Source organism: Paenibacillus sp. 7523-1, from assembly GCF_002276415.1.
Lineage (GTDB): Bacteria > Bacillota > Bacilli > Paenibacillales > Paenibacillaceae > Paenibacillus > Paenibacillus illinoisensis_A.
Window position 1 is genome coordinate 518,035 of the sequence record NZ_NPBR01000005.1, and the last position, 24,462, is coordinate 542,496.

Annotated in this window: 19 protein-coding genes and 1 other annotated feature; of the genes, 3 read left to right on the forward strand and 16 right to left on the reverse strand. The window is 46.3% G+C overall.

What is annotated here, in order from left to right; translation table 11 throughout:
- Window positions 1-19: 19 nt before the first annotated feature.
- The 7 genes from CHH60_RS05735 to CHH60_RS05770 form a co-directional block, all read right to left on the reverse strand.
- Entirely contained in the window at window positions 20-1,789 is a 1,770-nt protein-coding gene (locus CHH60_RS05735) for an ABC transporter ATP-binding protein (RefSeq protein WP_095358323.1), read from the reverse strand.
- The gene (locus CHH60_RS05740; protein WP_095358324.1) at window positions 1,786-3,531 is read right to left on the reverse strand and encodes an ABC transporter ATP-binding protein; all 1,746 of its coding nucleotides are present in this window, start codon (window positions 3,529-3,531) and stop codon (window positions 1,786-1,788) included. Before CHH60_RS05740 ends, CHH60_RS05735 begins: the two co-directional genes overlap by 4 nt.
- Window positions 3,532-3,672: 141 nt before the next feature.
- Window positions 3,673-4,404: a Stf0 family sulfotransferase gene (locus CHH60_RS05745; RefSeq protein WP_095358325.1), complete on the reverse strand. Its 732-nt coding sequence runs from the start codon at window positions 4,402-4,404 to the stop codon at window positions 3,673-3,675.
- A 568-nt stretch (window positions 4,405-4,972) separates the two neighbouring features.
- A complete protein-coding gene (locus CHH60_RS05750) occupies window positions 4,973-7,606 on the reverse strand; it encodes a PAS domain S-box protein (protein ID WP_095358326.1) in 2,634 nt (877 codons plus the stop codon).
- A 273-nt stretch (window positions 7,607-7,879) separates the two neighbouring features.
- A complete protein-coding gene (locus CHH60_RS05755) occupies window positions 7,880-10,264 on the reverse strand; it encodes a polyprenyl synthetase family protein (protein WP_095358327.1) in 2,385 nt (794 codons plus the stop codon).
- A gap of 188 nt (window positions 10,265-10,452) precedes the next feature.
- Entirely contained in the window at window positions 10,453-11,250 is a 798-nt protein-coding gene (locus tag CHH60_RS05760) for a sulfite exporter TauE/SafE family protein (protein ID WP_095358328.1), read from the reverse strand.
- A 449-nt stretch (window positions 11,251-11,699) separates the two neighbouring features.
- Window positions 11,700-12,170, reverse strand: coding sequence for a DUF6376 family protein (locus tag CHH60_RS05770; RefSeq protein ID WP_141236937.1), 471 nt, complete (start codon window positions 12,168-12,170; stop codon window positions 11,700-11,702).
- Between the two features lie 142 nt (window positions 12,171-12,312).
- Here CHH60_RS05770 and CHH60_RS05775 point away from each other — a divergent pair, with 142 nt between their 5' ends.
- Window positions 12,313-13,281 carry a bile acid:sodium symporter family protein gene (locus tag CHH60_RS05775; RefSeq protein ID WP_095358331.1) on the forward strand — a complete coding sequence of 323 codons (969 nt, stop codon included), beginning with the start codon at window positions 12,313-12,315 and terminating at the stop codon, window positions 13,279-13,281.
- 67 nt (window positions 13,282-13,348) lie between these two features.
- On the opposite strand, the gene asd is transcribed toward CHH60_RS05775, so the two are convergent.
- The 5 genes from asd to CHH60_RS05805 form a co-directional block, all read right to left on the reverse strand.
- Window positions 13,349-14,434 (reverse strand): aspartate-semialdehyde dehydrogenase, encoded by a 1,086-nt coding sequence (asd, locus tag CHH60_RS05780; RefSeq protein ID WP_095358669.1) that lies wholly within the window; start codon window positions 14,432-14,434, stop codon window positions 13,349-13,351.
- A 168-nt stretch (window positions 14,435-14,602) separates the two neighbouring features.
- Window positions 14,603-14,875, reverse strand: a binding site (T-box leader).
- 183 nt (window positions 14,876-15,058) lie between these two features.
- On the reverse strand, window positions 15,059-15,931 hold the full coding sequence (gene galU, locus CHH60_RS05785) for a UTP--glucose-1-phosphate uridylyltransferase GalU (protein ID WP_095358332.1): 873 nt from the start codon (window positions 15,929-15,931) through the stop codon (window positions 15,059-15,061).
- Between the two features lies 1 nt (window position 15,932).
- Window positions 15,933-16,376 carry a GtrA family protein gene (locus tag CHH60_RS05790; protein ID WP_095358333.1) on the reverse strand — a complete coding sequence of 148 codons (444 nt, stop codon included), beginning with the start codon at window positions 16,374-16,376 and terminating at the stop codon, window positions 15,933-15,935.
- Window positions 16,369-17,355: a glycosyltransferase family 2 protein gene (locus tag CHH60_RS05795; RefSeq protein WP_095358334.1), complete on the reverse strand. Its 987-nt coding sequence runs from the start codon at window positions 17,353-17,355 to the stop codon at window positions 16,369-16,371. Before CHH60_RS05795 ends, CHH60_RS05790 begins: the two co-directional genes overlap by 8 nt.
- 47 nt (window positions 17,356-17,402) lie before the next feature.
- The gene (locus CHH60_RS05805; protein ID WP_255247835.1) at window positions 17,403-19,640 is read right to left on the reverse strand and encodes a glycosyltransferase family 39 protein; all 2,238 of its coding nucleotides are present in this window, start codon (window positions 19,638-19,640) and stop codon (window positions 17,403-17,405) included.
- Window positions 19,641-19,842: 202 nt separating this feature from the next.
- Between CHH60_RS05805 and CHH60_RS05810 the strand changes: the two genes are divergently transcribed.
- Window positions 19,843-20,526 (forward strand): response regulator transcription factor, encoded by a 684-nt coding sequence (locus CHH60_RS05810; protein ID WP_095358335.1) that lies wholly within the window; start codon window positions 19,843-19,845, stop codon window positions 20,524-20,526.
- The gene (locus tag CHH60_RS05815; RefSeq protein ID WP_095358336.1) at window positions 20,526-22,073 is read left to right on the forward strand and encodes a sensor histidine kinase; all 1,548 of its coding nucleotides are present in this window, start codon (window positions 20,526-20,528) and stop codon (window positions 22,071-22,073) included. The genes CHH60_RS05810 and CHH60_RS05815 overlap by 1 nt, the downstream gene beginning before the upstream one ends.
- 74 nt (window positions 22,074-22,147) lie before the next feature.
- Here the strand turns inward: CHH60_RS05815 and CHH60_RS05820 are convergent, their stop codons facing one another.
- The 4 genes from CHH60_RS05820 to CHH60_RS05835 all read right to left on the reverse strand — a co-directional run bounded on the left by CHH60_RS05820 (window position 22,148) and on the right by CHH60_RS05835 (window position 24,316).
- Complete coding sequence (locus tag CHH60_RS05820; RefSeq protein WP_095358670.1) at window positions 22,148-22,738, reverse strand: HAD-IA family hydrolase; 591 nt, start codon at window positions 22,736-22,738, stop codon at window positions 22,148-22,150.
- A 65-nt stretch (window positions 22,739-22,803) separates the two neighbouring features.
- Window positions 22,804-23,352 carry a hypothetical protein gene (locus CHH60_RS05825; RefSeq protein WP_095358337.1) on the reverse strand — a complete coding sequence of 183 codons (549 nt, stop codon included), beginning with the start codon at window positions 23,350-23,352 and terminating at the stop codon, window positions 22,804-22,806.
- 41 nt (window positions 23,353-23,393) lie between these two features.
- Window positions 23,394-23,744 carry a VOC family protein gene (locus CHH60_RS05830; RefSeq protein ID WP_095358338.1) on the reverse strand — a complete coding sequence of 117 codons (351 nt, stop codon included), beginning with the start codon at window positions 23,742-23,744 and terminating at the stop codon, window positions 23,394-23,396.
- Window positions 23,741-24,316, reverse strand: a complete 576-nt coding sequence (locus CHH60_RS05835) for a GNAT family N-acetyltransferase (RefSeq protein WP_095358339.1) — start codon at window positions 24,314-24,316, stop codon at window positions 23,741-23,743. The genes CHH60_RS05830 and CHH60_RS05835 overlap by 4 nt, the downstream gene beginning before the upstream one ends.
- Between the last annotated feature and the right edge of the window lie 146 nt (window positions 24,317-24,462).

Below are 24,462 nucleotides of genomic sequence, written 5' to 3' on the forward strand. Positions count from 1 at the left end.
GTGGTTGTTGAATCTGATCTTATCCCACTTTCACAGGCGCTTGCTCTCCCTGCCAGAGCAATTGCATTTCTTCACTGGTCGCAAGCAGCTCGCTCAAGCTTCCTTCTGCTTCAATACGGCCATCTTTTAATACAATAATATGATCTGCCTTGGAGAGTGCTGCCCGCCGGTGTGAAACGGCAATACATGTTACATGCTGCTCGTTGGATAAACCCTCCCAAACCTGCTTTTCCGTCTCCACATCCAGTGCACTCGATAGATCATCGAAGATATACAGATCCGCTTCAGTCATTAGCATCCGTGCCGTGGCTGCACGCTGAATCTGTCCACCTGATAGCATGACACCCCTTGGACCAACGGAGGTTTCCAATCCCTGATCGAGGTGTTCAATATCCTTTTTCATAACAGCCAGGCGAATGGCACGTGCGAGCGATTCGCCTACTCTGCCCTTTTTGCCTTGCACAATGTTCTCCTTCAATGTATCACTGAACAATCGAGGGACCTGGGGCGTGTAAGCCGCACGAGGCGGCATCAAGAATGTTGCTGGATCTACCTCTTCCCCGTTCCACCGAATACGCCCCTCCTGTTTCGGCAATAATCCAAGAAGTGTCCTCACCAGTGTAGATTTTCCCGATCCGATTCGTCCGGTAATCACAATAAATTGTCCACGTTTCAGTCGGAGGTTAATATTCTGAATTCCTTTTGAAGAATTAGGATAATGGTATGACAGATTGCTGACTTCCAGCTCCCTAAGTTTATCGTCCTTTTCTCTCTGTAGTTCAACTGGTTCCGGCGGATCCTCATACAGATAGATCTCTCTTGATTCGATGATGCAATCCTCTTCACCAGGACGAAACAGCTTGCGCATGCGGTCAAATGAGACCTTCAGTCGTTTATGCTGGAATACCATGTACCCGAATAAGGAAATGCTAAAGCCTATATTAGCAAGATACGATGTAAACAAGGCAAAGTCACCTACAGTGAATTGTCCGGTTCTCATTTCGGCTGCACACATCAGCAGGATTAACCCTGTACAAATGCTGAGCACATGCTGATTCAGGGATCTCATCCACTGTTTGAACAGATTATCCCTTAAGGCTGCTTGACGACGATCCTCATTGAGTTCATTGAACCGGGCTGAAACATGCTGCTCAGCCTGCCCCAGTTTCAACGCTTGCACAGCACCAAACGTTTCCGCTATAAAACTCGTAATCCGCCCTGTAGCCTCCCGATTTTTCTGGGCGTATTTACGTGCGCGATTACCTGACAGATTGTTCAGCAGCGTAACTACAAGTAATGGCATGACGGCAACCAGTGTGATTTTCCAGTTGATGTTCGCCATAATGACGATGGATACAATTGCAAACACAAGCCTTCCCCAGAAGTCTACCCAGGACTCAGCGTACTCGACAACTTCGTCCACATCATCACGAAAGCGACTCATCGCTTCTCCGGGTGAAGCCGGAAGATTACGTCCAGGCCAACGCATAATGCCAGCCAGCATATTGGTACGAAGAATGGCCTGAATGTGAAAGACATATGTAATCCACGCATAGAAAGCAGCAAAGAACGTGCCTACTCTGGCTAATCTTACTAGCGCAATGAATACTAGCGGCACTGCCAGCCATAAGTAGTCACTGGATCCGATCGTCACCCGGTCAAAAAACCACTGCATCCCAATACCAATAGCTAATGGCAAGGAATGAAACAAACACCACAACAAACCGTTAATGATGAATAATACAGTTCTAAATCGAAACAGCCGTCCAATAAACCCTGCCACATTCACGCAAGTTCCTCCTCTCTGCCTGTCATTCGCAGCCGTGCATAATGAGAATTCGGATTATTCGCCAGATCTTCCCTCGCACCGAATTCCAATATCCGGCCATCCCCCAATACCATAATCTGATCTACCTGTTCAAGCGTAGCCAGACGATGAGCAATAATAATTCCCGTACATTGCTGCATCAACTGGTTGACAGCCGACTGGAGCAAGTGTTCCGTAGCCGCATCCAGACGTGAGGATGGTTCATCCAGAATAACCAGACTCGGCTCGGTCAGAAATACCCGGGTTAAAGCAAATAATTGCGCTTCCCCAGCGGACAAGGATGAACCACCCGCCGTCAAATGAGTATCCAGCCCATTTGGCTGGGTATCAATCCATTGACGCAGACCCAGTCGATCCGTCGTTTCCAGGATCATGTCATCCGACACCTCCTGATTGAACAATGTCAGGTTATCCCGCAGTGTGCCATCGAACAGCTGAACATCCTGCGTAACCATACCCACCCGTCTGTACAGTGCCTTCAAGCTAAGTTTGGAAATATCCGTACCGCCAACGCGGATAACACCCCGGTCCAGATTATATAAACGAAGCAGCACCCGGCTCAGGCTTGACTTGCCGCTGCCTGTGCGACCAATAATTCCAAGCCTCTGACCAGACTCAATCTTAAAATGAATATCCTGTAAAACAGGCTTATCGATGTTATAGCTGAAGTGTACATGTTCAAATTCAAGACCAAGCGCTCCATGCGGCAGCTGTTCCTGGTCTCCGTCTTTGATTTCACTGCTCAGGGCAAGCAGTTCCCTGGAACGAAGCATACCGGATTTCGCTTTTTGAAACTCCTGCACCTGATCTCCCAGCATCTCAATCGGATCATTTAGCATCTGGGTATATTGATAGATCAGAAACAAGGTTCCGATGCTAATCGCCCCTTGCATAAAATAATGAACACCCAGCAAGAGAACCACTGTAACAGCAATGGCGAATAAAATCACGGTGGTATTCCACGGAATTACACGGAGCATCCAGGCTCTCCGGCCTTTCAGGAATACCATCCGCATTAATTTGTAGAAACGGCTCATGACATACGGCACGTGCCCGTTCGCCTGTACATCTTCAATTCCGGCAATCCGTTCTTCGATCATGCCGAACAGGGATGCACTTGCTTCTCGCTCATTTTTGGAAGATTGTACGCCCAGATTACGGATAAATACCATAAATAAAATCGATAATAACGTAAACACGGTCATAACGATGGCAATAGGTACATTCACCGTGAACATAAATCCGAGGATGCCGGCAAGCAATACAAAACTCCCGATGACCTGAACAATAAACATGGCGAAAAAGTTGGAAATGCTCGTTACATCTCCATCGACACGTTCAATCATCTCCCCGGGTGTTTTTACATTGTGAAAACGCATATCCAGTTGCAGACAATGTTTAAGCAGATCTCCCCGCAGCTGATTAGTTGCACGCCACGACACATCATTTCCAAAATAACTGACTGCCACCGTAATCAACTGATTACATACAGCAACGACCAGAAAGAGTCCCGCGAGCTGAATCAGATTTGTGAGCATTCCACCGCTAGCGGCTGTATCAATAAACCGCTGGATGATCTGCGGATTCAGCAGCTGCAAGCCGGTAGAAGTCAGCAGCATTACCAGCAGCAGAGCGAGTCGACCTTTTACAGGCTTCAGATAACGGAAGAGCCAGGTCATGGATCTTTTTTCTTGTTTGGGCATGCTGCCCACCCCTTTACGTCTATTTAAATTCCTTTTTCAATGAACTCATAATGACTTTTATGACGAATGTCTAAGACGAATCATGCAGAAAAACATGAAATACCATCTCTTGCACCCAAACATCATATTTGACTTGTGGTTTTACCATCTTGTATTCTCCCAACCCTTCTGGCAATCTTCCCGGAACTTTTGTACCCATTGTTCGGATATCTCATCTGCGATAGGGTCAAAAGCCGGTGGCGCAACGGTAACGTCTGCAGACGAAACATCCAAGTACTCCAGCACCTTCTGGACGGTCCCTTCGTAATTTTGTACGAAATCCTCATATACTATCGTCAAAGGTACGATACCCGACTCCGAAAGGAAATCTTCGATGGCAGCTTCACACATACTGCTCTCAACAAGCAAATGTTTAATGGCATCAAAATGGTATTGATCTGCAATATCTTTCTCTTCAGCCTGAGTACCATACTGACGATGCCACTCACCTGAAACAATAGCCCGCCACCAGGAGACAGCCAACCTCACTTTGTTTCGGCGTGTCATGTAAATATGCTTCGTGCAGTTGGGGAAACCTGTACTCCATACTTCCGCCCTCGGCGTTTCGGATGGCAGCTGATACAGTTTGCGAATGGCATCGATCCAACGCTGTTCAAAATTGATTTTGATGCCGAATACCCCATTAGGTGTTGTACCCATCTCCCAGATTTGCTCCAGATCTGCGTGCTGCAATGTCTCCGGACGCTTGTGCTGGAAATGCAGCCATTCACCAGGTTTACCTGCAACGCCTGTTGAACTTAAAGCTTCACCAAGCAGTGTACTGCCTGTGCGTTGAGAAAACCAAATCGTATAGCTTTGAGAAGGTTTATTCATACCTTTACCAACTTTCTTCCCTTAGGATATAAAATGAATTGAAGCCCGGTAGCCTACAAGATCTCCTTTCCATGTGAACCGATTGGCGGGATGCATGCAAAAAAGCCATAGATGAACTGATGTTCATCTACAGCTTTGTATCAACAAGAGAACCATATGAAATCAAAAATCGTTTCCGGATTTCTCCTCTGCATCGCAAAAATGAATAGTGTCCACGACAGGGGCTGCACAAGCACGACTGTCTACACACTGACATTCATCCTAAGATCGTATCTATGCTCATGCTTATTCAGTTATTGAATGTATATCCCTTAATAGCATGAACATATTCATCTACCCACCCGTTACACATATTTGTTGTTTATTGTATTCGCTCCACTACATTACGTCAAGAACATTTTGTCTAAATTGTTATTTCCTACATGTTGATCATCATATGAGGTTAGCTTAACGATCATACCCCAGATTAGGAATCGGACCAAAAAACCGCTAACTTATCTAGGATAAGCTAGCGGCTCCAATGCCCATCAAGTGCTGACTCGTTCAGAAATGATCCTTTATTACGAGGTCAATGATGGATTTGTTTCTTGTGGTAATACCTCTCCATCACTTGCATGATGGACTCGTTCTTAATAGGTTTGCTTACATAATCATCCATGCCTGCCTTCAAGCATTTATCCCTATCGCCTCGGACGGCGTTTGCCGTAACCGCAACAATATATGGACATGCTTCGGGGTCCGAAAGTTCCTTAATCGCTCTGGTGGCTTCAAATCCGTCAAGGTGCGGCATATGCACATCCATAAAAACAATATCATATGCATTACGTTTGACCTTCTCAACTGCTTCCACACCATCTGCCACATGATCTACAAAATGCCCTTTTTTCTCAACCATCCGGCTAAGAACAAGCAGATTAACCTCATTGTCTTCCGCAATCAGAATGCGCAGAGGTGTACTTCTGTTCTTTTTCTGCTGTTGATCAAACTGGTTGCTACCTTCATCATTATTTAATTTGAAAGAAGCCGTAAATATAAATGTTGTACCTGGTTCGTCCGATTCCTCGATCCAGATATCTCCCTGCATGAGCTCTACCAGCTTCTTACTGATGGCTAAACCCAGACCAGTCCCTTGAGGTTTACGGGTCATAAAGTTCTCTAACTGGTAGAACGGCTCAAACAATTGTTGTCTTTTCTCAGCAGGAATCCCTATGCCCGAATCCTTCACCTTAAATTGCAGAAGGATGTTATTGCTGCACTGCTCATTAACTCCGACTTCAATTGCCACACTGCCTTCTGGCGTAAATTTGACCGCATTGCCGATAATGTTGGTAAGTACTTGTTTCAAACGGTAAGCATCGCCATAGAGCGGAGTCGGTATGGCCTCATCCAGACATAAACGAATATCCAGCTTCTTTTCACGAGCCAGTGGTTTCACAATTTGCACGGTCTCTGTCACGATTTCCCCAACATCAAAAGGATCATCTACCAGATCCGTTTTACCTGACTCAATTTTTGAGAAATCCAGAATATCATTAATGATGGCCAGCAAGGAATCTCCACTCTTCTGAATAATACGAATATATTCCTCTTGCTCCTCACTAAGTCCCGGCGTATCCAGAAGCAGGTCTGTCATACCGATAACACCGTTCATCGGTGTGCGAATTTCATGGCTCATCATGGCCAAAAATTCACTTTTGGCCTTGTTCATTCTCTCGGCGGTCTCTTTGGCCACAAGCAGCTTCTTCTGTTCCGTAATATCCTTCGCAATCAGATAGAATCCAACATTGGTCTTGTTGATGATGATCGGAGCAAGTGTAGCCAACACTTCTGTCTCACTGCCATCCGTGTGACGAACAGCGTTAATTTCCTTCTCAGCCAATTCGTAGTTGCTGCGCAGGATCATTCCCAGATTGACAGCTCCGATGAATCTGCTAATACTCGTGCCGATCATGTCTGACACAGGACAACCTGTCATCTTCACTGCGACCGGGTTCGCATTCATGATGTTGCCGTCCATGTTAAACGAGATAATGGCGTCATGATTATATTTCTTAAGTGAAGTGTAACGTTCCACGGATTCCTGAAGTTTAAATTCAATAAGTTTCCGTTCGGTGATGTCCTGCAATGTTCCGTTCAATTGTACGGGCTGTTGATGTTCATCGAACGTAATCAGACCGCGCAAATGAAGATATTTCTCACTCCCATCAGAGCGTATGTGTTTATATTCGAAATCAAGCGGTTCTCCTTGCTTCGTGCCTCTGATTTTTTCTTGCAAGGATGCTGCATCCGCGGGATTCATCACCCGAAGAACATCCCTTGCCCGGTAGCGTTTGTGTGTGCGCTCGAGCTCGAAGATTTCAAGTACCTGATCTGAAGTGGCGATTTGGTCATTGACCATATCCCATTCCCAACTACCAATCATCGCAATCCGTTCGGCCTCTGCACTGATCTCTTCATGTTTCTTTCGCTCAGATATGTCTCGTCCAATGGTAAGTATCTGCCGTTCTTGCTCGGCATCCCCAATAATCTTGTATGTGGTCTCAAACCATAGATAATGTCCATCTTTATGGCGAACTCTGATATTCAGAATATTCCCCGTAGTCAAGTCCATCTGTGAAATCTGTTCCAAATCAAACGGATGGAAATAGGCATTGTTATTTTGACCGATAATGTCTTCTGGAGAGTAACCCAGCAGATCTTGAACCGAAGGTGAGCAGAACCGGCAAACTCCTTCAAAATTGGCGATGTAGATGATCTCCTGTGCGTTATCCGAAATCAGTTTGAACATCTCTTCACTGTGCAGAAGTTTTTGTTCGGACAACTTACGATCTGTGATATCTACAATATGACAAATGAAATAAAGCGGCTCATCTGTACTTTCATCCCGAGCCAAGGCTATATGCAATGAAATCCAGAGTACGTCACCATTTTTTTTGATGTAGCGCTTTTCGTACGTATACTCATTTGATCTGCCTTCAAACAAATCGCCAGCATAGATTATATCCTGCGGGCAGTCGTTCGGATGTGTAATATCCTGGTAGCTGAGATTCATGAGTTCCTCACTGGTATAGCCCATCATGCAGCAAAATGCAGGGTTTACTTTCATCCATTGACCTGAAGGAGCTACAAGTGCAATTCCAATAGGTGCTTGGTTATAAATCTGCTCGAACAATTCGTGATGGTCAACCTTTTGAACCTGCATTTTAAGATCTCCTTTTTGATATATATACTCATGCAATAGATTGTCGAAATTTCAAATTTTTCTTTATCTTGTCCGTTCCGAAAGGAATAGTGGTTTTAGAACCATAATAACTGCTTAGTACCCCGTATTATAGCGATTGAAACATCTCTTTCCAAGTGATTTGTGTCTTTCAAACGGAAACAAGGCCTGGATCCCATAGACATGGAATTCCCGACCTTTGTCGCTAAAGTTAATTATAAGTCAAATGGTGCACGAAATCGCGAGTAAAATCTGTCAGCGCTCACGCCCAACAATGTAATCCAACAGATGTTTCAAAAAAGGGATATGCTTCGGCATTTCGGCAAGTGCATCCGTTGCGAGACCATAATGTTCCCACATTGCTTTCTTTGCTCCATCCTCCCCAAGGATGGAAACGAAGGTAGAATTGTTGTTGCGGACATCCTGCCCGGCTGGTTTACCAAGCACCATGTCATTCCCGTCCAGATCCAGCAGATCATCCTTGATTTGAAAAGCGATACCCGCATGGTAGGCAAATGTCTTCAAGGCGGAAATTTCAGAATCCTTGACCTGTGCCAGAATAGCAGGCATGACAAGCGCCGCTTCAAAGGCAATGCCTGTTTTGTAGAAGCAGATCATGTTCAGCTGATCCAACGTTAGCGCTTTACCTTTGGCGTTCAGGTCCATCGCCTGCCCCATACACATGTCTTCTGCTTTTTCAGCCGAATATCGGATCAAGGTTAGCACCGTTGCAGCATCGAATTGACTTAGCGAGGATTGTTCTCCAATGGCTTTCTGGATCAGAAAGAGGCCTGTTAATTCAGCTGTGGCGCTGTTATGCACCTGATGCAAGGTTGAACGGCCCCGCCTGGTTGAAGCATTATCCTGCGTTGGCAGATCATCAAAAATGAGCGAAGCGGTATGCATATACTCCAGTGACCTTAATAGCGGAACGATCGATGCTTCTGACAGCCCATACTCTCGCACACCCATAACCCAGGTCAAGATCGGCCTCAGCCGTTTGCCGCTGCCCTGCAGGCTGTAATTGGCTGCATCAATCAGCGTTTCTTTCATTTCCGGAATTGCATTCGGTTTGGATATTTGAACTTCCATGTTAATCCGTTCACGAACGTTTCGAACCGTTTGAATAAAATCCTCTTTTTCCTTTTTGTCATTCTTCAGATGGACAACAACCTGATCCCTGAGCAATTTATCGAGAAAGTCCACGTCATCCGCTTTTCGAACCATTCGTTGAATGAGATCGTTAAATTCAGGCTGACCCGAAGCAAAGATGTCCATAATTTCATTATATTTCGCCGGTCCCAGGCGTTCTCTGCTGCGTTTGAGGCCATTGATCGCACGATCCAATATGACCTCACGTGTTTTGGCATCCGAGTCATACACATTATGGATCAAGTGAGAGATCACTGTCCAATAGAGCTCATATGGATTAATTAAGTCAGGACGCAGATCCCGGTACTTCAAATAATACGTGTACGGAGTCACTGCCCCCTCTTCCAAATCATCAAACATATCTGCAAAATCATCTGCCAGTTGATTGTAAATTCCATAATAGAACGTGCGGACATCAAAGCCTTCATCCTCCGAAGCGCTAAGAACGGAACGAACAATCAGCCTGGATGAAGATGACTTGATAATAATCGGGATATAGAGCTCTTCATTGGTATAGTTCGCATTGGTAAGTTTCTTCGCCCGGTCCAGCTCTTGGGATTGAAAAAAAACATAAGATTGCTCAAAAAAAGTTCGCTGCATCTCAGGTCGCTGGTAATTCTTGATGTATTCAAATGCCTCCCGCAGCTCCGAGTGAACATAGCGGATGACTTCCTCATTGTCTCCATTCCACTCACCAATGTCAGGTACAATTCCTGTAAGCAGCGCCTTTCGAATCAGGAGGGAATACTGTTCTTTCTCCTGGGAAGTCAGGGCCTGTGAATCCAATAGATCGTCTATAAATGGATAGGTTAACCCGTATGAATATCCCAATCTGATGGCTGCATCAAATCTCTTCGAACGTTCCGGAATTGGCGTCGTCTCATCCAATTCATCATTCACATGCAGAACAACGCCAAGAATGATCTTAATCAGCTTGCGTTGTGCCTGCTCTGCGTCGAGCTCCTTCGGGATATTTGAAGCGACGTTTTCGAGTTTCTGAATCAGCCAGATTACGGCAGTCTCCACGTTTTCCTTCTGAGCCCAGCGATACAATGCAGCCAGGCTGATAAAATCGGGCTGGCCCTGTCGTTTCGCTCCATCCTTACGCATGAAGTATTTCTTCGTATCCTGCACAACCCGCTGAATACGAGCCTGCGTCTCAGGGGTATCCAGCGCCTTGCCCAGATCTCTCATATAAATATAGGAGATGCTGCGATCGAGGTACTCGTCCAGTTTGCCGGTTACGTTCAACCAGTGGATATATCTATATACATCCCGGGAATCGGGTTTTCTTGCGGTTCGTGATATCCAGGGTAACCATGAGAATCGATGAATATGTTTCTTTTGCCATTGATGAAAATCCTGCATTAGAACCGTCGTATATGTGTTATTCATTAGCTGGTTATGAAGGGAAGCAAAGTACTGGGCTGCCTTATGCTCGGCTAACTGATATCCTGCTTCGGCATGATCTATAAGTGCGTTATTCATAGGATGGATACCTCAACTTCTATTAATGTTAAACATGTATCCATGAGAGGAGATTGAGGGTGCTCCATGGACGAAAACTGTTGTGAATTCATGCTGTATCAAATTCGCCAGCTCATGTTCATAACCTTTATACGGCGCTTGAAGCGTTTGGTTACGTAATCGTCAAGGTCCCTCCACTGATCCTTGTTTTATAAGATAGAAGCCCACACTTTAACGGCAGTAACAGCAATAAGAACAATTAGACCATAGCGAAGCACACTTACATTCATCATTGAACTGACTCTCGAGCCAAGTGATGCTCCTATCAGACTCCCTATAACGGTGTAGATGATCGGCTCAATCGGAATGCTTCCACCACTGACTTTCCCGATGACTCCACCAATCGCGGATATTAACACGATGGCCAGGGACGAGGCGATCGTCGTTCTCGTAGGAATACGAAGCACCGTCAGCATGATCGGAATCAAAATAAACGCACCGCCAGCGCCAACAATTCCCGAGACAACGCCCACTGCCAGAGCCGAACCTGCCGCAATCCATCGGTTAAATTCCACCACATCAGAAGAAGCTTCTGTACCTCTTCCAGGGATCAACATGAGGACAATGGCGATGACCGCCAATATGCCGTAAATCAGGTTAATGACATCTCCATCCAGATGGCCGGATATGATGCCTCCGATTAAGCTGCCGATGAGAATACTGAAGCCCATGTATACCACGAGCGTCCTATTCACCAAAGCATGCCCGTCCCCGGCCTTCCTCTTCTTTCTCTGAAATGCGATTACACCTGCCAACGAAGAAAAGAATACCTGGAACATACTAATGGAGGAAACCTCATGTGTAGTAAAAGGCTCAATACCCATAAGAGAGGGAACGTACAGCAGCAGGGGGTAGTTAATAATAGCTCCACCAATACCCAGTAAACCGGAAAAGAAGGAACCGACCAGACCCAGTATAAACATGATGATAAAAAGCAGAACATCCATCGGTAATTCTTCCTTTCTTGCGCTTGAAAAACCTTGTCAAAAAACTGTATACGCGGCGAAATTTATCGGCTATAATAAAAACCAAGTAAATTAATCAGAAATGAGTGATTAAGCATGCTTAATCTGTTCAAGACTCTTTTTGAAAATAAATGCCCTCACTGCAACGAAAAACTGCATGTGTCCAGTGATCCGCTCTGCGCCACCAAGACCTGCAGCCAGTGCAATTATAAGGAAGAAAGCTACGGCTCTCTCGGTGTACGCATTGTGTATGACACCACAAAATGATAAAAAACATTCCTGCTCATTGTACCACGTCTCCGCTGGCTCGATAAGCGGTAAGCCCTGAGAACAATTGAAATCGAATACTCCAACATGTAGAAATATAAAAAAAGGTGCCAAACGAATTACATCGTTTCGCACCTTTTTTACTTCATATTTGAATATTTAGCTTATTCATTCCCTAATCCGCTCAACGGATCTTTTAGACTGTTGATATTATTGATCAGATCCGGGATTCCGGTCTTTTCCCAGTTTTCTGCAGTGAAGCCTTGCTCTGCTATGGTGGTCTCGAATTGATCCACAACTTCGGTTAACTGATTGTTATAACTGACCAAATTTTCATGGATACTCTCACCGATGGCCGGAGCCGTAAGCTGTGAGAATTCACTTGCTTCCGCTTGAATCTGATCAATTTTCGTTTGAATTTGATCGGTGATTTGGGGATTGTTGACGGCATCCGATGCGAGCTGCTGGAGCTCCGCACCAGCACTGGATATTTGCTCGATATAGTCCGTTGCTCCGCTAACGTAGTTTAAACTTTCGTTTGCCTGCTCCACAACAGAACAAGCCGAGATGACAAAAATACTTGCAGCAATAAAGCCTGTCATGATCAGTGTTTGCCTTCGTTTACGTAAAATCATGAGCATCTTCCCTTCCTTGTTTCAGAAGTCATTTACCTAATTGAATGATAGCTGTTCCGGATACCTGAATGCAAATCGGTCTGCACTCATAGGATTGAACATGTATAATGGAAGAATCACACGGTAAAGGGATGTCATGAATATGCTTCAGGCTTTGAATCAGCGCTTGAACCGCATCATGCCACTGATTACTCCAACCAGCATTATCATTGGCGTACTTTGCGGAAGCTTTCTTTCTTCGTACACCTTTTTGTCACCTTGGCTTTTTGCATTTATGACGTTTGCAGGAAGCATCAGTCTAGGGTTCAGGGATTTTCTGAATGTTTTGAAAAAGCCTTTTCCCCTGTTTGTTTGTCTGTTCATATTACATTTGGCGATGCCTTTGATCGCACTGGGTATGGGGCATCTGGTTTTTCCGATGGACGCTTATACGATAACCGGACTTGTTCTGGCAGCCGTAATTCCGACTGGTGTAAGCAGCTTCATCTGGGTTAGCATTTACCGTGGCAATATTGCACTGACGCTATCCATTATCCTGATTGACACCATGCTGGCCCCATTCGTCGTTCCGGGTGTTCTTTCACTCCTGATCGGCACCAGCGTTACGCTGGATATGGGAGCGATCATGAGCAGTCTGTTTTGGATGATCGTTGTGCCATCATTGGTGGGTATGCTGCTGAATGAATGGACCAAGGGAGCCATTGTACCGGTATGGGGCCCAAGACTGAATCCATTTTCCAAGTTGTTTATGGCGGTGGTAGTGGCTATCAACGGATCGGTCGTTGCTCCTTATCTGGCCGATTTCAACTGGAAACTGGCAGGTCTGGCGGCAATCATCATTTTCCTGGCTTCCTTAGGCTATGCACTCAGTTATTTCATTGCAAGATTGCTGGGCTGGAATGAGGCTGACCAGGTGGCTCTCGTTTTCAATGGAGGCATGCGCAATATCAGCGCAGGAGCAGTGCTTGCCGTATCCTATTTCCCACCTCCCGTTGCTGTGCCGGTTGTTCTCGGAATGGTATTTCAGCAAATGCTGGCTTCCCTGACAGGTTATCTGCTAGGACGGCGCTCTCAACTGCTGCAAAATGCAGACAAAACGTCGGCAGCCTAGGGACGTAAAAACCAAAAAAAAACGCCAACAACGGTTGGCGTTTTTTGGTATTTCAAATGATCATTTTTTATTTCGGTTGAATATATCCTTCAGCTTTAAGCAATTCCGCGATCAGAACTGCACCGCCTGCTGCTCCGCGGAGCGTGTTGTGGGACAATCCCACAAATTTGTAATCATACAGGGAGTCCTCACGCAGTCTTCCTGTGGATACACCCATTCCGCGTTCAATATCACGATCAAGCTTCGTTTGTGGTCTGTTCTCTTCTTCAAAGTACGTAATAAATTGTTTCGGTGCACTTGGCAATTCCAACTCTTGCGGACGCCCTTTGAATTGCAACCAACGCTCCAGAATTTCATCTTTGGAAGGTTTTTTCTCAAAGTTGACAAATACCGTAGCCAGATGCCCATCCGTTACCGGAACACGGATACATTGCGTCGTGATGAGTGGAGACGAAGCTTTCACAATCTCGTTGTTTTGCACGCTTCCCCAGATGCGAAGCGGCTCTTGCTCGCTCTTCTCTTCTTCGCCACCAATGTATGGAATGACGTTATCCAGCATTTCAGGCCAATCCGTGAAGTTTTTGCCTGCTCCCGAAATGGCTTGATACGTGGAAGCAACCACTTGAGTCGGGTTGAACTCACGAAGCGCATGCAGTGCAGGTACATAGCTCTGAATGGAGCAGTTTGGTTTAACTGCGATGAATCCGGTTTTGGTGCCCAGACGTTTGCGCTGTGCTTCAATCACTTCCAAGTGTCCTGGGTTGATCTCTGGAATAACCATAGGTACATCGGCAGTCCAGCGATGAGCCGAGTTGTTGGAGACAACCGGTGTGCCGGTTTTGGCATAAGCTTCTTCAAGCGCTTGGATCTCATTCTTTTTCATATCTACTGCACAGAAGATAAAATCAACCTGGCTGGCAAACGCTTCAACCTGGGAGGCATCCTGCACAACGATTTGTTTCACATCTTCCGGGATGGGAACTGCGAGTTTCCATCTGCCTTGAACGGATTCTTCGTATGTTTTGCCTGCCGAGTTGGCACTTGCCGAAATAGCTGTTACTTCAAACCATGGATGGCCATCCAGCAGGTCCACAAAACGCTGGCCTACCATTCCTGTTCCTCCGACAATACCGACTTTCAATTTTGCTGTCATATAATCATCATTTCCTTTCGGTGTGAGTTCAATAATCGCTATTTTCATTCCTGCATCGGTTGATGGGACTTCATGATTCTTCCCTTAGTAAACACTATTCAGGTGATTCCAAAGCGTGTTGCGAGCACCCCGGAAAAACCAAAAAAATCCCACCCCCAAGACAAAAGTCTCAGGGACGAGATTGAACACTCGTGGTACCACCCAGATTCGCCCATATGTCGCCATATCAGCCTCTAAGAGTTAAGGATACAACCGTTAATCCGTTGTAACAGCCTATACTCCAGCTCTGTAACAGGAGCTCCTGTCACACCATCCCTTATATGCCAAGTTCCGATGTGCTGCTCTGAGTCTTTATTCAATAAAAATTCTTTACCCCTTTTCAGCTGCCGGGGCTCTCTGAGAAAGAATACTTTTATTTACTCGTCTCTTCGTCGCATTTGATATTGCGATTATAATATCAAAGTTACCATTGCGAAGTAAACATATTTTTTATAATTTGCTGCAATTGGATATTTATTTACTACGTTTTAGTGACAAAAGCATTCGTTACCAGAAGGACAAGCTGCATTATGCTCAGATTACCATATCCTACCTCATTACCTAATGCAGCTAAACATTATACAATCAGCCCCACTGCGTTGCGAGCTGTTTGAGGTATGGTGACAGTACCGGCTGCAGCTCCTTGCGCATAAGTCCGATTTCCAAAATAGCCTGGATGTAACCGAACTGATTGCCAATATCATAGCGGCGGCCCTCAAGCTCAAGAGCGAGCAGCTCTTCCAACTGACTCACTTCTTTTAACGCATCGGTTAATTGATATTCTCCTCCTGCGCCTCTCTCGATCCGATCCAATATGGGAAATATCGATGGTTTCAGAATATAACGTCCCATTACCGCAGTTCTTGATGGTGCCTCCTCCATTGAGGGCTTCTCCACCAGATTCGTAATTCGGTGGACCCGATCCTCTGCACCTGCTGAATCGATAATTCCATATTTGCTTACATCTGCAGGCTGCACTTGACGTACACCCACGACCTGACTGTTGGTCTTTTCATACAAATGAATCATCTGTGCAAGTGCCGGCGGATCGGATACCATAATATCATCCCCCAGCAGCACTGCGAACGGATCCTCTCCCACAAACTGACGTGCGCATCCGATGGCATGTCCTAGTCCCAGTGGTTCTTTTTGACGGATAAAATGAATGCTGGCCATATCACTTATCGCCTGCACTTGCTCGAGCAAATCCTTTTTGCCTTTGGCATAGAGGGAATGCTCCAGTTCCACCGATTTGTCAAAATGATCCTCGATCGATTTTTTGTTGCGTCCGGTCACAATGATAATATTTTCAATGCCCGATTGAACCGCTTCTTCAACAATATATTGAATGGCGGGTTTATCTACAATGGGCAGCATTTCTTTCGGCTGAGCCTTGGTTGCCGGCAGGAAGCGTGTTCCGAGTCCGGCTGCCGGAATGACTGCCTTTTTGATTCTCATATCATGAAACACTCCTTTCGTTCGTATCTGTATTCGGATTCGGATAGGACGCTGTTGCAGACACAGCACGGAAAACCCAATATCGACTGGCAATATAGTTCAGAATCATCCCCAAGAGGGTCGCTGCTGCTTTGCTTATGACCAGATTCCAGCCAAGTATGTGGTTCGAGAGAAACAAGATTAGGGATGATATGACGAGAACGATCAGATTTGTAATCACAAAACGCAGCAATTCATTATTTGGACCTTGTCTTCTGGCATCCCTGAACGTCCAGCGTCTATTCCACCAATAACTGTTCAATACGCCGCAGCTATAGGAAATGAGCTGGGCAATCAGAGCGGGTCTGCCCAGGGCGGCGAGCATGGTAAACACCAATGCATCCACCGCCGTATTCATCACACCCACGATCCCGAATTTGATCAGAGTGGCCAACCGATTAATCATGGTGAGCAACTCTGCCTGTCATTCGCACTTGTCCGGACTGACTCTCCGATTGATACACGTCTCGCACAATGTATAATGGCCTCGCCTTGGTTTCATCATAGATGCGGCCAATGTATTCCCCCAGAATGCCCAGCATAATGAGAATAAATCCATTAAATATCAGCATGATGCTGACGATGGATGGCCAGCCTTTGATCGTTGAATCGGTAAAAATCGCAGAAATGATCACACTCAGCATGTAGATAAATCCGCCTACGGACAGAATAGCACCCACGTAACCCGCAAGCTTGAGCGGTTTATACGAGAAGGAAGTAATACCATCCAGGCTCAGCTTCAGCATGCGTTTCAACGGATATTTCGTCTCGCCTGCCAGACGCTCATCCCGTTCGTATTCGATCGCTGTTTGTCTGAATCCAACCCAACTGACCAAACCACGGACAAATCGATTTTTTTCCGGAAGGCGTTTCATTTCATCGCACACTTTGCGATCGATTAAGCGGAAATCTCCCGTATCCACTGGAATATCCGTATCGGTTGAAGCCCGGAGTACGCGGTAAAACATGCTTGCAGACCATTTCTTGAATCGGGTCTCCCCGCTTCGTCTGGTTCGGCGGGCATAGACTACCTCATAGCCCTCTTTCCATTTGGCAATCATGTCCAGAATCAGTTCGGGAGGGTCCTGAAGGTCTGCATCAATAATGACTACTGCATCACCTGCTGCATAATCCATCCCTGCAGTAATCGCGATCTGATGACCGAAGTTGCGTGCAAAATCAATTAATTTTACACTTTCATCCCAACGTGCATAGTCACGGATCATCTGCGCACTTCGATCGACACTGCCATCGTTGACAAACAGCAGTTCATACGTTTCTCCCGTACTGCCCATAACCTTTTTCACACGTCGATAGGTTTCTTCAATGACTGCCTCTTCGTTGTACATCGGAATAATGATGCTGTAACGGCACTTTTGGGCCATATTCATTCCCTCCCTTTTCAATTTCGGTTCGTTCCACTTGACCATCTCTATAACTTCACTTCGTATAGGTTGCTCTGTCCGCCGAAGCCAGCTCCGCTATCCGTACCTGTCATCCACTCAGATGTCGGAATTTCGGTACCATGTTCCATGATCCAGATGCTGATATCCGAATTACCTCCTCGACCACCCATGCCGCCAACCATGAAGTATTTCACTTGTCCGCTCTTCACAAGCTCTTCCAGTTCCTCGGTCGTATACACCGGATCAGAACCGGAGAAGCCTCCGAGTGTAATGACAGCCTCGTTCTCATCAATGATGTATGGAGCTGCCTGGTTATAATCTGTCGTTGCGAAAAGATAAGTCTCTCCTGTGTTATTTTCTCTGAGATAATTCAGTGTTGTTTTATCTACTTCTTCGTTCCTGTTTCCGGCTCCGCCTCGTCCGCCAGCTGCTCCCATGCCACCACCGCCAAACATGTTTCCACCAGATGCCGGAGGTGTTCCTGTACTCGAATTATCATCAGCAGCTCCGCTGCCAGAAGCACCAGGGAAGGATGAATCCGTATCACTTGCAGCATTAGGTGGAGTCATCTCGCTATCTCGATCACCTTGTCTGCCTCCCATAGCCATGCCCATGCCGCCGAACATTCCATTCGAACCCGTAGGACCCGCCGCAGGAATCATGCTGTTACCGCCGTAGGTAATCGGCGTAAATGCCCAATAGACTGGACCAATAAGCATAACCATAAACCCTGCCACGATGATGCCTTGCTTCCATTGATGTGGACGATTGAGCATAACAATTAGGATGAGTGTGATCACAATACCTGCAATGAGTTCGCTGATCGACCAGCCTGCACCGATGGTGTCATCATAGACCTGCATGATATACCAGCCGAAGATCGTCGTAAGCAGAACGGCAAGAGGAAGCAGCCAGGCTTGCCATCCGTTACGTTCTCGATAGGCCTGCCACATGGCTACAAATCCGGCACCAGTCAAAGCTGCAACTGGCGGGGCCAGCATGATCAGATAATATTGGTGGAAGAAACCAGCCACACTGAAGAATGCTGCAACCGGAAGCAACCAGATCAGCCAAAACGCAGCTTCCTTATGTTTCATCGTAATATTTATCCGTCTGAGCCCCGCAAAGAGAGCAATGCATCCCAGCAGTACCGTTGGCAGAAGCCAGCTGGCCTGCCCCGACAGTTCAGTCTGGAACAATCGAAGCACACCTTTTTCCCCTGTGCCGAACATGCCACCCATTCCGCCACCATTGCCGCCGAAATTCCTTCCGTTTGGCATATCAGCGCCGTTCGGCATCTGTCCGCCTTGCGGGAAATTCATTCCGTTCATTTGCCCCATCTCACCCGTTGAACCGTCATTCGATGGGTTGCCTGCAGCAACGGAGTTGTCTGATGAATCAGAATCCGAGGCTGCGGCTGAAGCACGGTTTCTATCATCTGCCATGTTAGGCATGCCTGCGCCAGCGGTTCTGTTCTGCTGACCAGTAAGACGGGACAGACCGTTATAGCCAAAAGCAAGCTCCAGCACCGAATTCGTCTCGCTGCTTCCTATGTAAGGCCGCTGACTTTCCGGTATAGAATCGACCGTCACTGCCCAGGATAAGGAAACAACTGCCAGTACTGCGGTACTACCAATAAGCAGAAGGATCTTCTTTCTCCATTTCGCCTGGAATGCAAGCAGGTAAAAGATATAAAATGCCGGAAGGATCATGTAGGCCTGAAGCATTTTCATGTTAAATGCCAGTCCAATAAGGCCAAATGCTACGAGGATCCGCCACGGACTGCCCTGCTTGGTACCTTTGAACAAAAACCAGGAACCGAGCAATAGCGTAAACACCAGCATGCTGTCGATATTGTTGGTACGGCTTACTGCCGCCACAACGGGAACCGTAGCCATGGCCAGAGCAGCAATACGTGCCGCAGCAAGTCCAAAGGTTGGTTTAACCATGAAATAAATGATCAGTACCGAACCGATTCCCGCTAACACTTGCGGCAAAATAACACTCCATCCATGCAATCCGAAAACATAGGCAAAAGCCGTCTGAATCCAAAACACGACGGGTGGTTTATCTACCGTTACGGAGCCAGCCGAATCAAGGGATGCGTAGAAGAAATTGTGGAAATTTCTCAGCATGCTCCCTACGGCGGTCGTATAGTAGGAATTGGTATAATGATCGTTCCAAATTCCGTATCCGTTCAGAATTGCCGCCAATATAACAATCGGCAGAAGGACAAGATCAATCCTTCGTTTGGCATGTTTCAATGTCAATCACTCCTTCTCGTTCTTCATGATTGTATTGTGACATGCCAAAATAAAATTGGGATGAGTCCCCGCTGAATGTTAACTGAGGATAAGTTCCAAACCTTTCAGCTAATTTTCAGCTTGGCAAGCGATAATACAACATAAAGCCCTCAACTTTTTGAGGCATTCAATAGATGGATTTAACAGGGAGGCATGCCCGCTTATGAAGTTAAGTACCGGGATTAAAGTCCTTTTGGCGGATGATGAACCACATATTTTGCAATTTTTGGAGCTTGGATTGAGTAATGAGGGCTTCGATGTACGCACGGCTCCGGATGGTGCTGCAGCGCTTGAACTCGCACTTGAGTTCCGTCCGCATATGGCCATTTTGGACGTCATGATGCCGGAAATGGATGGATTCGAGGTGGTTGAACGTCTGCGCAAGACTGGAGCCCAGGTTGGCGTCATCATGCTCACAGCCAAGGACGAAGTCGAGAACCGGGTTAAAGGTCTATGGCTTGGTGCTGACGATTATATGATCAAGCCCTTTGCCTTCGATGAGCTGCTCGCCCGGATTCAGGCAAGGCTGCGTAATCAGTTTCCATTGCTCATTGGGGCCGTGACACATGGTCCTTTCCGAATCGACGATCAGCGCAAGGAGATCACCTATCATGATCAGATTCTTGAGTTGTCCCCTACGGAATATGAACTATTAAAGTTCATTGTGCTGAACCACGGTATCGTGCTAAGCAAGGCGACAATTCTTAGTCGTGTGTGGGGGTATGATTTTGGTGGTGAAGAAAACATTGTCGAGGTCTATATACGATCATTGCGTGACAAACTTGGGGATAAAGAGCACAAACTCATTCGCACTCTTCGAGGTGTTGGATACCGAGTGGATCTCTGATGAGTCATTCGACGAATCCAACCACCAAATCTCTTCTGGGACAATTGCAGCGATTGATCTGGCCCCGTTCGCTCCGTTCTCAGCTGCTCGCACGTTCTCTGTTTATTCTTGCTGCCTTATTCTTGTTAATTGGCATTTTTCAGTTCTGGATTATGGAGAGCTTTCTGTATCGCAATCAGGCGAAAACGATGGAAGAGCAGATCATGTCCATGCCTCCTGTCTGGCTCGGCTTATCTTCGCGGAATGAGTCATTCAACAACCCATTTGCTGGACAGGCAGGCTTGGATGCGCGCGTGTCGGGTAACAGGATGCTCTACATTCCCGATCGTTCACTTGCCCTATTCGATCGAAATGGTACATTCGAGGATGTATTCGGTAAAGAAGACGGTCTGGCAGCACCCCAACTCACTGCCGCCGAATACAAAACAATCACGGACCAATTATTGGACAAACGACATGCTCCATACCAGATTTTGACGGATCGTACAGGCAGTGAGCAGTTAATCGTTTTTGCCTCGCCCGGTCCGCGCAATCGGGATTTCACCATGGTTCAGATGGGTACCCCCACGAAACCGATAAGAGATCTCATGGTTAAACAGCTGCTCATCTTCGTCATGTTATCCATTCTGGCGATGGTGGCAGGTCTCATTCTCTATACCAAAACGCTCCGCCGTACACTGATTCCGTTATCCAGTATGGTCGATACCGTCCAGCGGATCGATGCAGGCAGCTTGGCAGAACGTCTTCCCGCCACCCAGGGTCAGCAGGAAGTGGATCAGCTCGCGCAGTCGTTCAACGGCATGCTCGAAAGACTCGAGCAATCATTTGAAGCGGAACGTGAATCCAAGGAACAGATGCAGCGTTTCCTGTCCGATGCTTCCCATGAACTGCGTACTCCATTGACGTCCATCCACGGATTCATTGAAGTTCTCCAGCGGGGCGCAGCGTCCAATCATGAACAACTGTATAGGGCACTGGACAGCATGTATGGGGAGTCTGTTCGTATTAACAAACTGGTTGAAGATTTGCTTATGCTAACCAAGCTTGATCAAGCTCCGAAGCAAGAACAGGAGATTGTTCAGCTGGATCATTTGCTGATGGAGATGCAGCCCCAGCTGAACATGATGGCACGGGAGCGCCATGTACACTTTGACCTGACTGCCGGTTTAACCATAATGGCTGAGCCGCACAAGCTGAAGCAGGTGGTTCTCAATTTGTTCCACAACGCGGTGCAGCATACGCATCCGGAATCCGGTTCCATTACAGTGGCGCTATATGCTGTTCATAACAAGGCCGAATTGACCGTTAAAGACAACGGCACCGGAATTGAACCGGAACATCTTCCCCATATTTTTGAACGCTTCTACCGAACCAGCTCTTCCCGTTCCAGAAAGGAAGGCGGCGCTGGCCTTGGCCTAGCCATTACACGTTCCATTGTGGAAGCGCATGGCGGAAGTATTGCGGTGAACAGCAAGTTAGGCAGCGGAACAACGTTTACCATTTTGCTGCCTTTGTCTGACTTATCTGAGGCAACTTTCGATCATTAGCATGACCAATAACCCTTTCCAGCTCCTAATAGACTGTGAAAGGGTTATTGGCTTAATACTCATTTTTTTCAATTCTAAACTCCTACGGTAAGTATATGGTCTATTTTTTCAATCCAATAATGTTGTTCATCTGCAAGTATTGTTTCCCATCCCAGCTCCACAGCAGACTTAAAGTTTTTCAATTGATCATCCACAAATATAATACGAGTTCTGGAATTCATATGAGATTCTACGATTTCATAAATTTCTCTATAGGGTTTGCAGAACCCGACCTGATTCGAAATGGTAATGCTCTCGGTGTGCTTTTCAATCATTAGCAATATCGGTTTAACCCATTCATGGCAATGATTACTTAGCAGATGTATATCAGCGTGCTGACTCCATCGTTCAAGATAATGTATCGCAGGTAATAATTGTGTCGTACGCTCCAGCAATTCATAAGCATAAGTTTTGTCAATCTTGGGGTATTGGGATTGCAACCAGATCCAGAACTGTTCCTCTTTCAATTTTCCTGTCCATAGGTCTATCCGAATAGCGCTCAGCTGTTCAATGAATATAGGAAAGGTCGTGCCTGCATGACCTGCAAGCTCCTGCCAAAATGAAGAGGAAAGATTCGTAATCAGAACTCCGGCTATATCCAAAACAAGCTGAGGTTTATCTTCCATTCCATCACCTCTGTTAAAATTGATTTTCTCGAGTAAATGTTTCCTCACCATATCCCCAACTCATACTAACTCTCCGGTTTCCATGACTGGATCACCTGATGATTGGCATCGATGGCATGGATATTGTCGAACGTCTCCATGAGACTAAGCTGCGATTCGTTTTGAAAGGCTACTGGCATTCTCACGATAAACGTATTATTTATTGCTTCTACAGCATGAGTCTCTCCATTAATATATTCAATTTGGAATTTGGCAATGGAGATGTCAGAATATAAGGCACCCCACATGAAATTTCCGTTATTGTTTTTGGGCTCCGCGACAACGAGGAACGCAGGACCCAGATCTGAACTGGCCGTCCAACCCGACTCGGTGTCCGCATTTACATGAAATCTCCCACGCTTCTGTTCATAGGCTGCAAATACATACTGTGTTTCGTCCAGATAAAGGACCAACTGATTCTCCTGATCAACATTCACAATCTTCACCGGTGTCTTCCAATTGGATTGGACAGCCTGGTCCAATGTTGGATATCCGAAGATCCGATTCCAGAAAAGGTTGAGACCTACAATCAACAGCACAAGCAGGATGGTGCTTATCCAAATTATTTTCTTCATGCTCCCCCTTACTACACTTCACCTTTTATTCATTTTACGAGCTAACACTTGCACACCATTAACAGGTTTCCATCCAGATCCTGAAAGTTAAACCAGTGATCATGCTCAATGGGTGTCGTTATGTGAACATCCTTGGATTGCATAAACGCATAGGCTTCCTCAATATTTTCCGTATCAAAATGGAATGCAGGCGTTTTGAACGTATGCGCTTCGGCATAAATTTTGCTGTCCAGCACAATCCGTGTTCCGTTCATTGGAAGGATGTATAAATGACCAAACAGGATCTCGCCATCCGCAGGCAAGCCCAAGAGGTCACAATACCAATCTTTTGCACGCTCAATGTCACGGACGGGTATAAACACTGTACCGATCTGATTTAATATCGGGCTCATACCATTCCCTCCTTCTCCATAAACTCGTCCTTGGTTAATCCGAAAAGGATCATGTCATGGTACCTGCCGTTCGTATATATGACCTTGCGTCGAACACCTTCCTGAACGCAACCCAGCTTTCTCATCATGGCTGCTGAGGGTTCGTTCCCTTCGAGGACGCTATCGTTAAATTTGTTCAGTCTTCTCTCGAAGAAGGCATACTTCAGCATAATTCGAATGGCTCGCGTTCCAATCCCTTTGCCCCGATGATCACGATCGATCTGGATTCCAATGCTAAATGTGCCGTTCCTCTCATCTATACTGTTTATGTTAGCGCCCCCAACGTACTCTCCATGCCAATCCTCAATCGAGAACATGATGCGTCCATGTGTACTGGAGAAATTGGAGAATCTCTCTGTAAAATGTTTGGCCTCGGCAGACGTCGGCGGCAGTTCCACTGCACATTCGAGCAGACGACGGGCAGGTGTATCAAACCGATTATAATAATGAGCTTCCCAATCTTCCTCGCGCAGAGCACGCAGCCTGATCTGCTCATCCTGCCAAAAGTAATGGCTATAGTCAATCTCTCTCATTTCTTCATCCCCATTTCCCGTCCGTTCTTGTACTCACCATCTGTTGAACTAAAGCTATGATAACCCAAATTGTGAAATATGTGGTAGATATTTTTCCATGAGTGCACGCCAAACAGCCCCCAAGCAAAACATTCTGCCAGGAGACT

Excerpts from the sequence above, each read along its gene's own strand:
- CHH60_RS05740 (WP_095358324.1), bottom strand. The coding sequence starts at position 3,531 with ATGCCCAAACAAGAAAAAAGATCCATGACCTGGCTCTTCCGTTATCTG.
- CHH60_RS05745 (WP_095358325.1), bottom strand. The coding sequence starts at position 4,404 with ATGAATAAACCTTCTCAAAGCTATACGATTTGGTTTTCTCAACGCACA.
- CHH60_RS05750 (WP_095358326.1), bottom strand. The coding sequence starts at position 7,606 with ATGCAGGTTCAAAAGGTTGACCATCACGAATTGTTCGAGCAGATTTAT.
- CHH60_RS05755 (WP_095358327.1), bottom strand. The coding sequence starts at position 10,264 with ATGAATAACGCACTTATAGATCATGCCGAAGCAGGATATCAGTTAGCC.
- CHH60_RS05760 (WP_095358328.1), bottom strand. The coding sequence starts at position 11,250 with ATGGATGTTCTGCTTTTTATCATCATGTTTATACTGGGTCTGGTCGGT.
- CHH60_RS05770 (WP_141236937.1), bottom strand. The coding sequence starts at position 12,170 with ATGATTTTACGTAAACGAAGGCAAACACTGATCATGACAGGCTTTATT.
- CHH60_RS05775 (WP_095358331.1), top strand. The coding sequence starts at position 12,313 with ATGCTTCAGGCTTTGAATCAGCGCTTGAACCGCATCATGCCACTGATT.
- asd (WP_095358669.1), bottom strand. The coding sequence starts at position 14,434 with ATGACAGCAAAATTGAAAGTCGGTATTGTCGGAGGAACAGGAATGGTA.
- galU (WP_095358332.1), bottom strand. The coding sequence starts at position 15,931 with ATGAGAATCAAAAAGGCAGTCATTCCGGCAGCCGGACTCGGAACACGC.
- CHH60_RS05790 (WP_095358333.1), bottom strand. The coding sequence starts at position 16,376 with ATGATTAATCGGTTGGCCACTCTGATCAAATTCGGGATCGTGGGTGTG.
- CHH60_RS05795 (WP_095358334.1), bottom strand. The coding sequence starts at position 17,355 with ATGGCCCAAAAGTGCCGTTACAGCATCATTATTCCGATGTACAACGAA.
- CHH60_RS05810 (WP_095358335.1), top strand. The coding sequence starts at position 19,843 with ATGAAGTTAAGTACCGGGATTAAAGTCCTTTTGGCGGATGATGAACCA.
- CHH60_RS05815 (WP_095358336.1), top strand. The coding sequence starts at position 20,526 with ATGAGTCATTCGACGAATCCAACCACCAAATCTCTTCTGGGACAATTG.
- CHH60_RS05820 (WP_095358670.1), bottom strand. The coding sequence starts at position 22,738 with ATGGAAGATAAACCTCAGCTTGTTTTGGATATAGCCGGAGTTCTGATT.
- CHH60_RS05825 (WP_095358337.1), bottom strand. The coding sequence starts at position 23,352 with ATGAAGAAAATAATTTGGATAAGCACCATCCTGCTTGTGCTGTTGATT.
- CHH60_RS05830 (WP_095358338.1), bottom strand. The coding sequence starts at position 23,744 with ATGAGCCCGATATTAAATCAGATCGGTACAGTGTTTATACCCGTCCGT.
- CHH60_RS05835 (WP_095358339.1), bottom strand. The coding sequence starts at position 24,316 with ATGAGAGAGATTGACTATAGCCATTACTTTTGGCAGGATGAGCAGATC.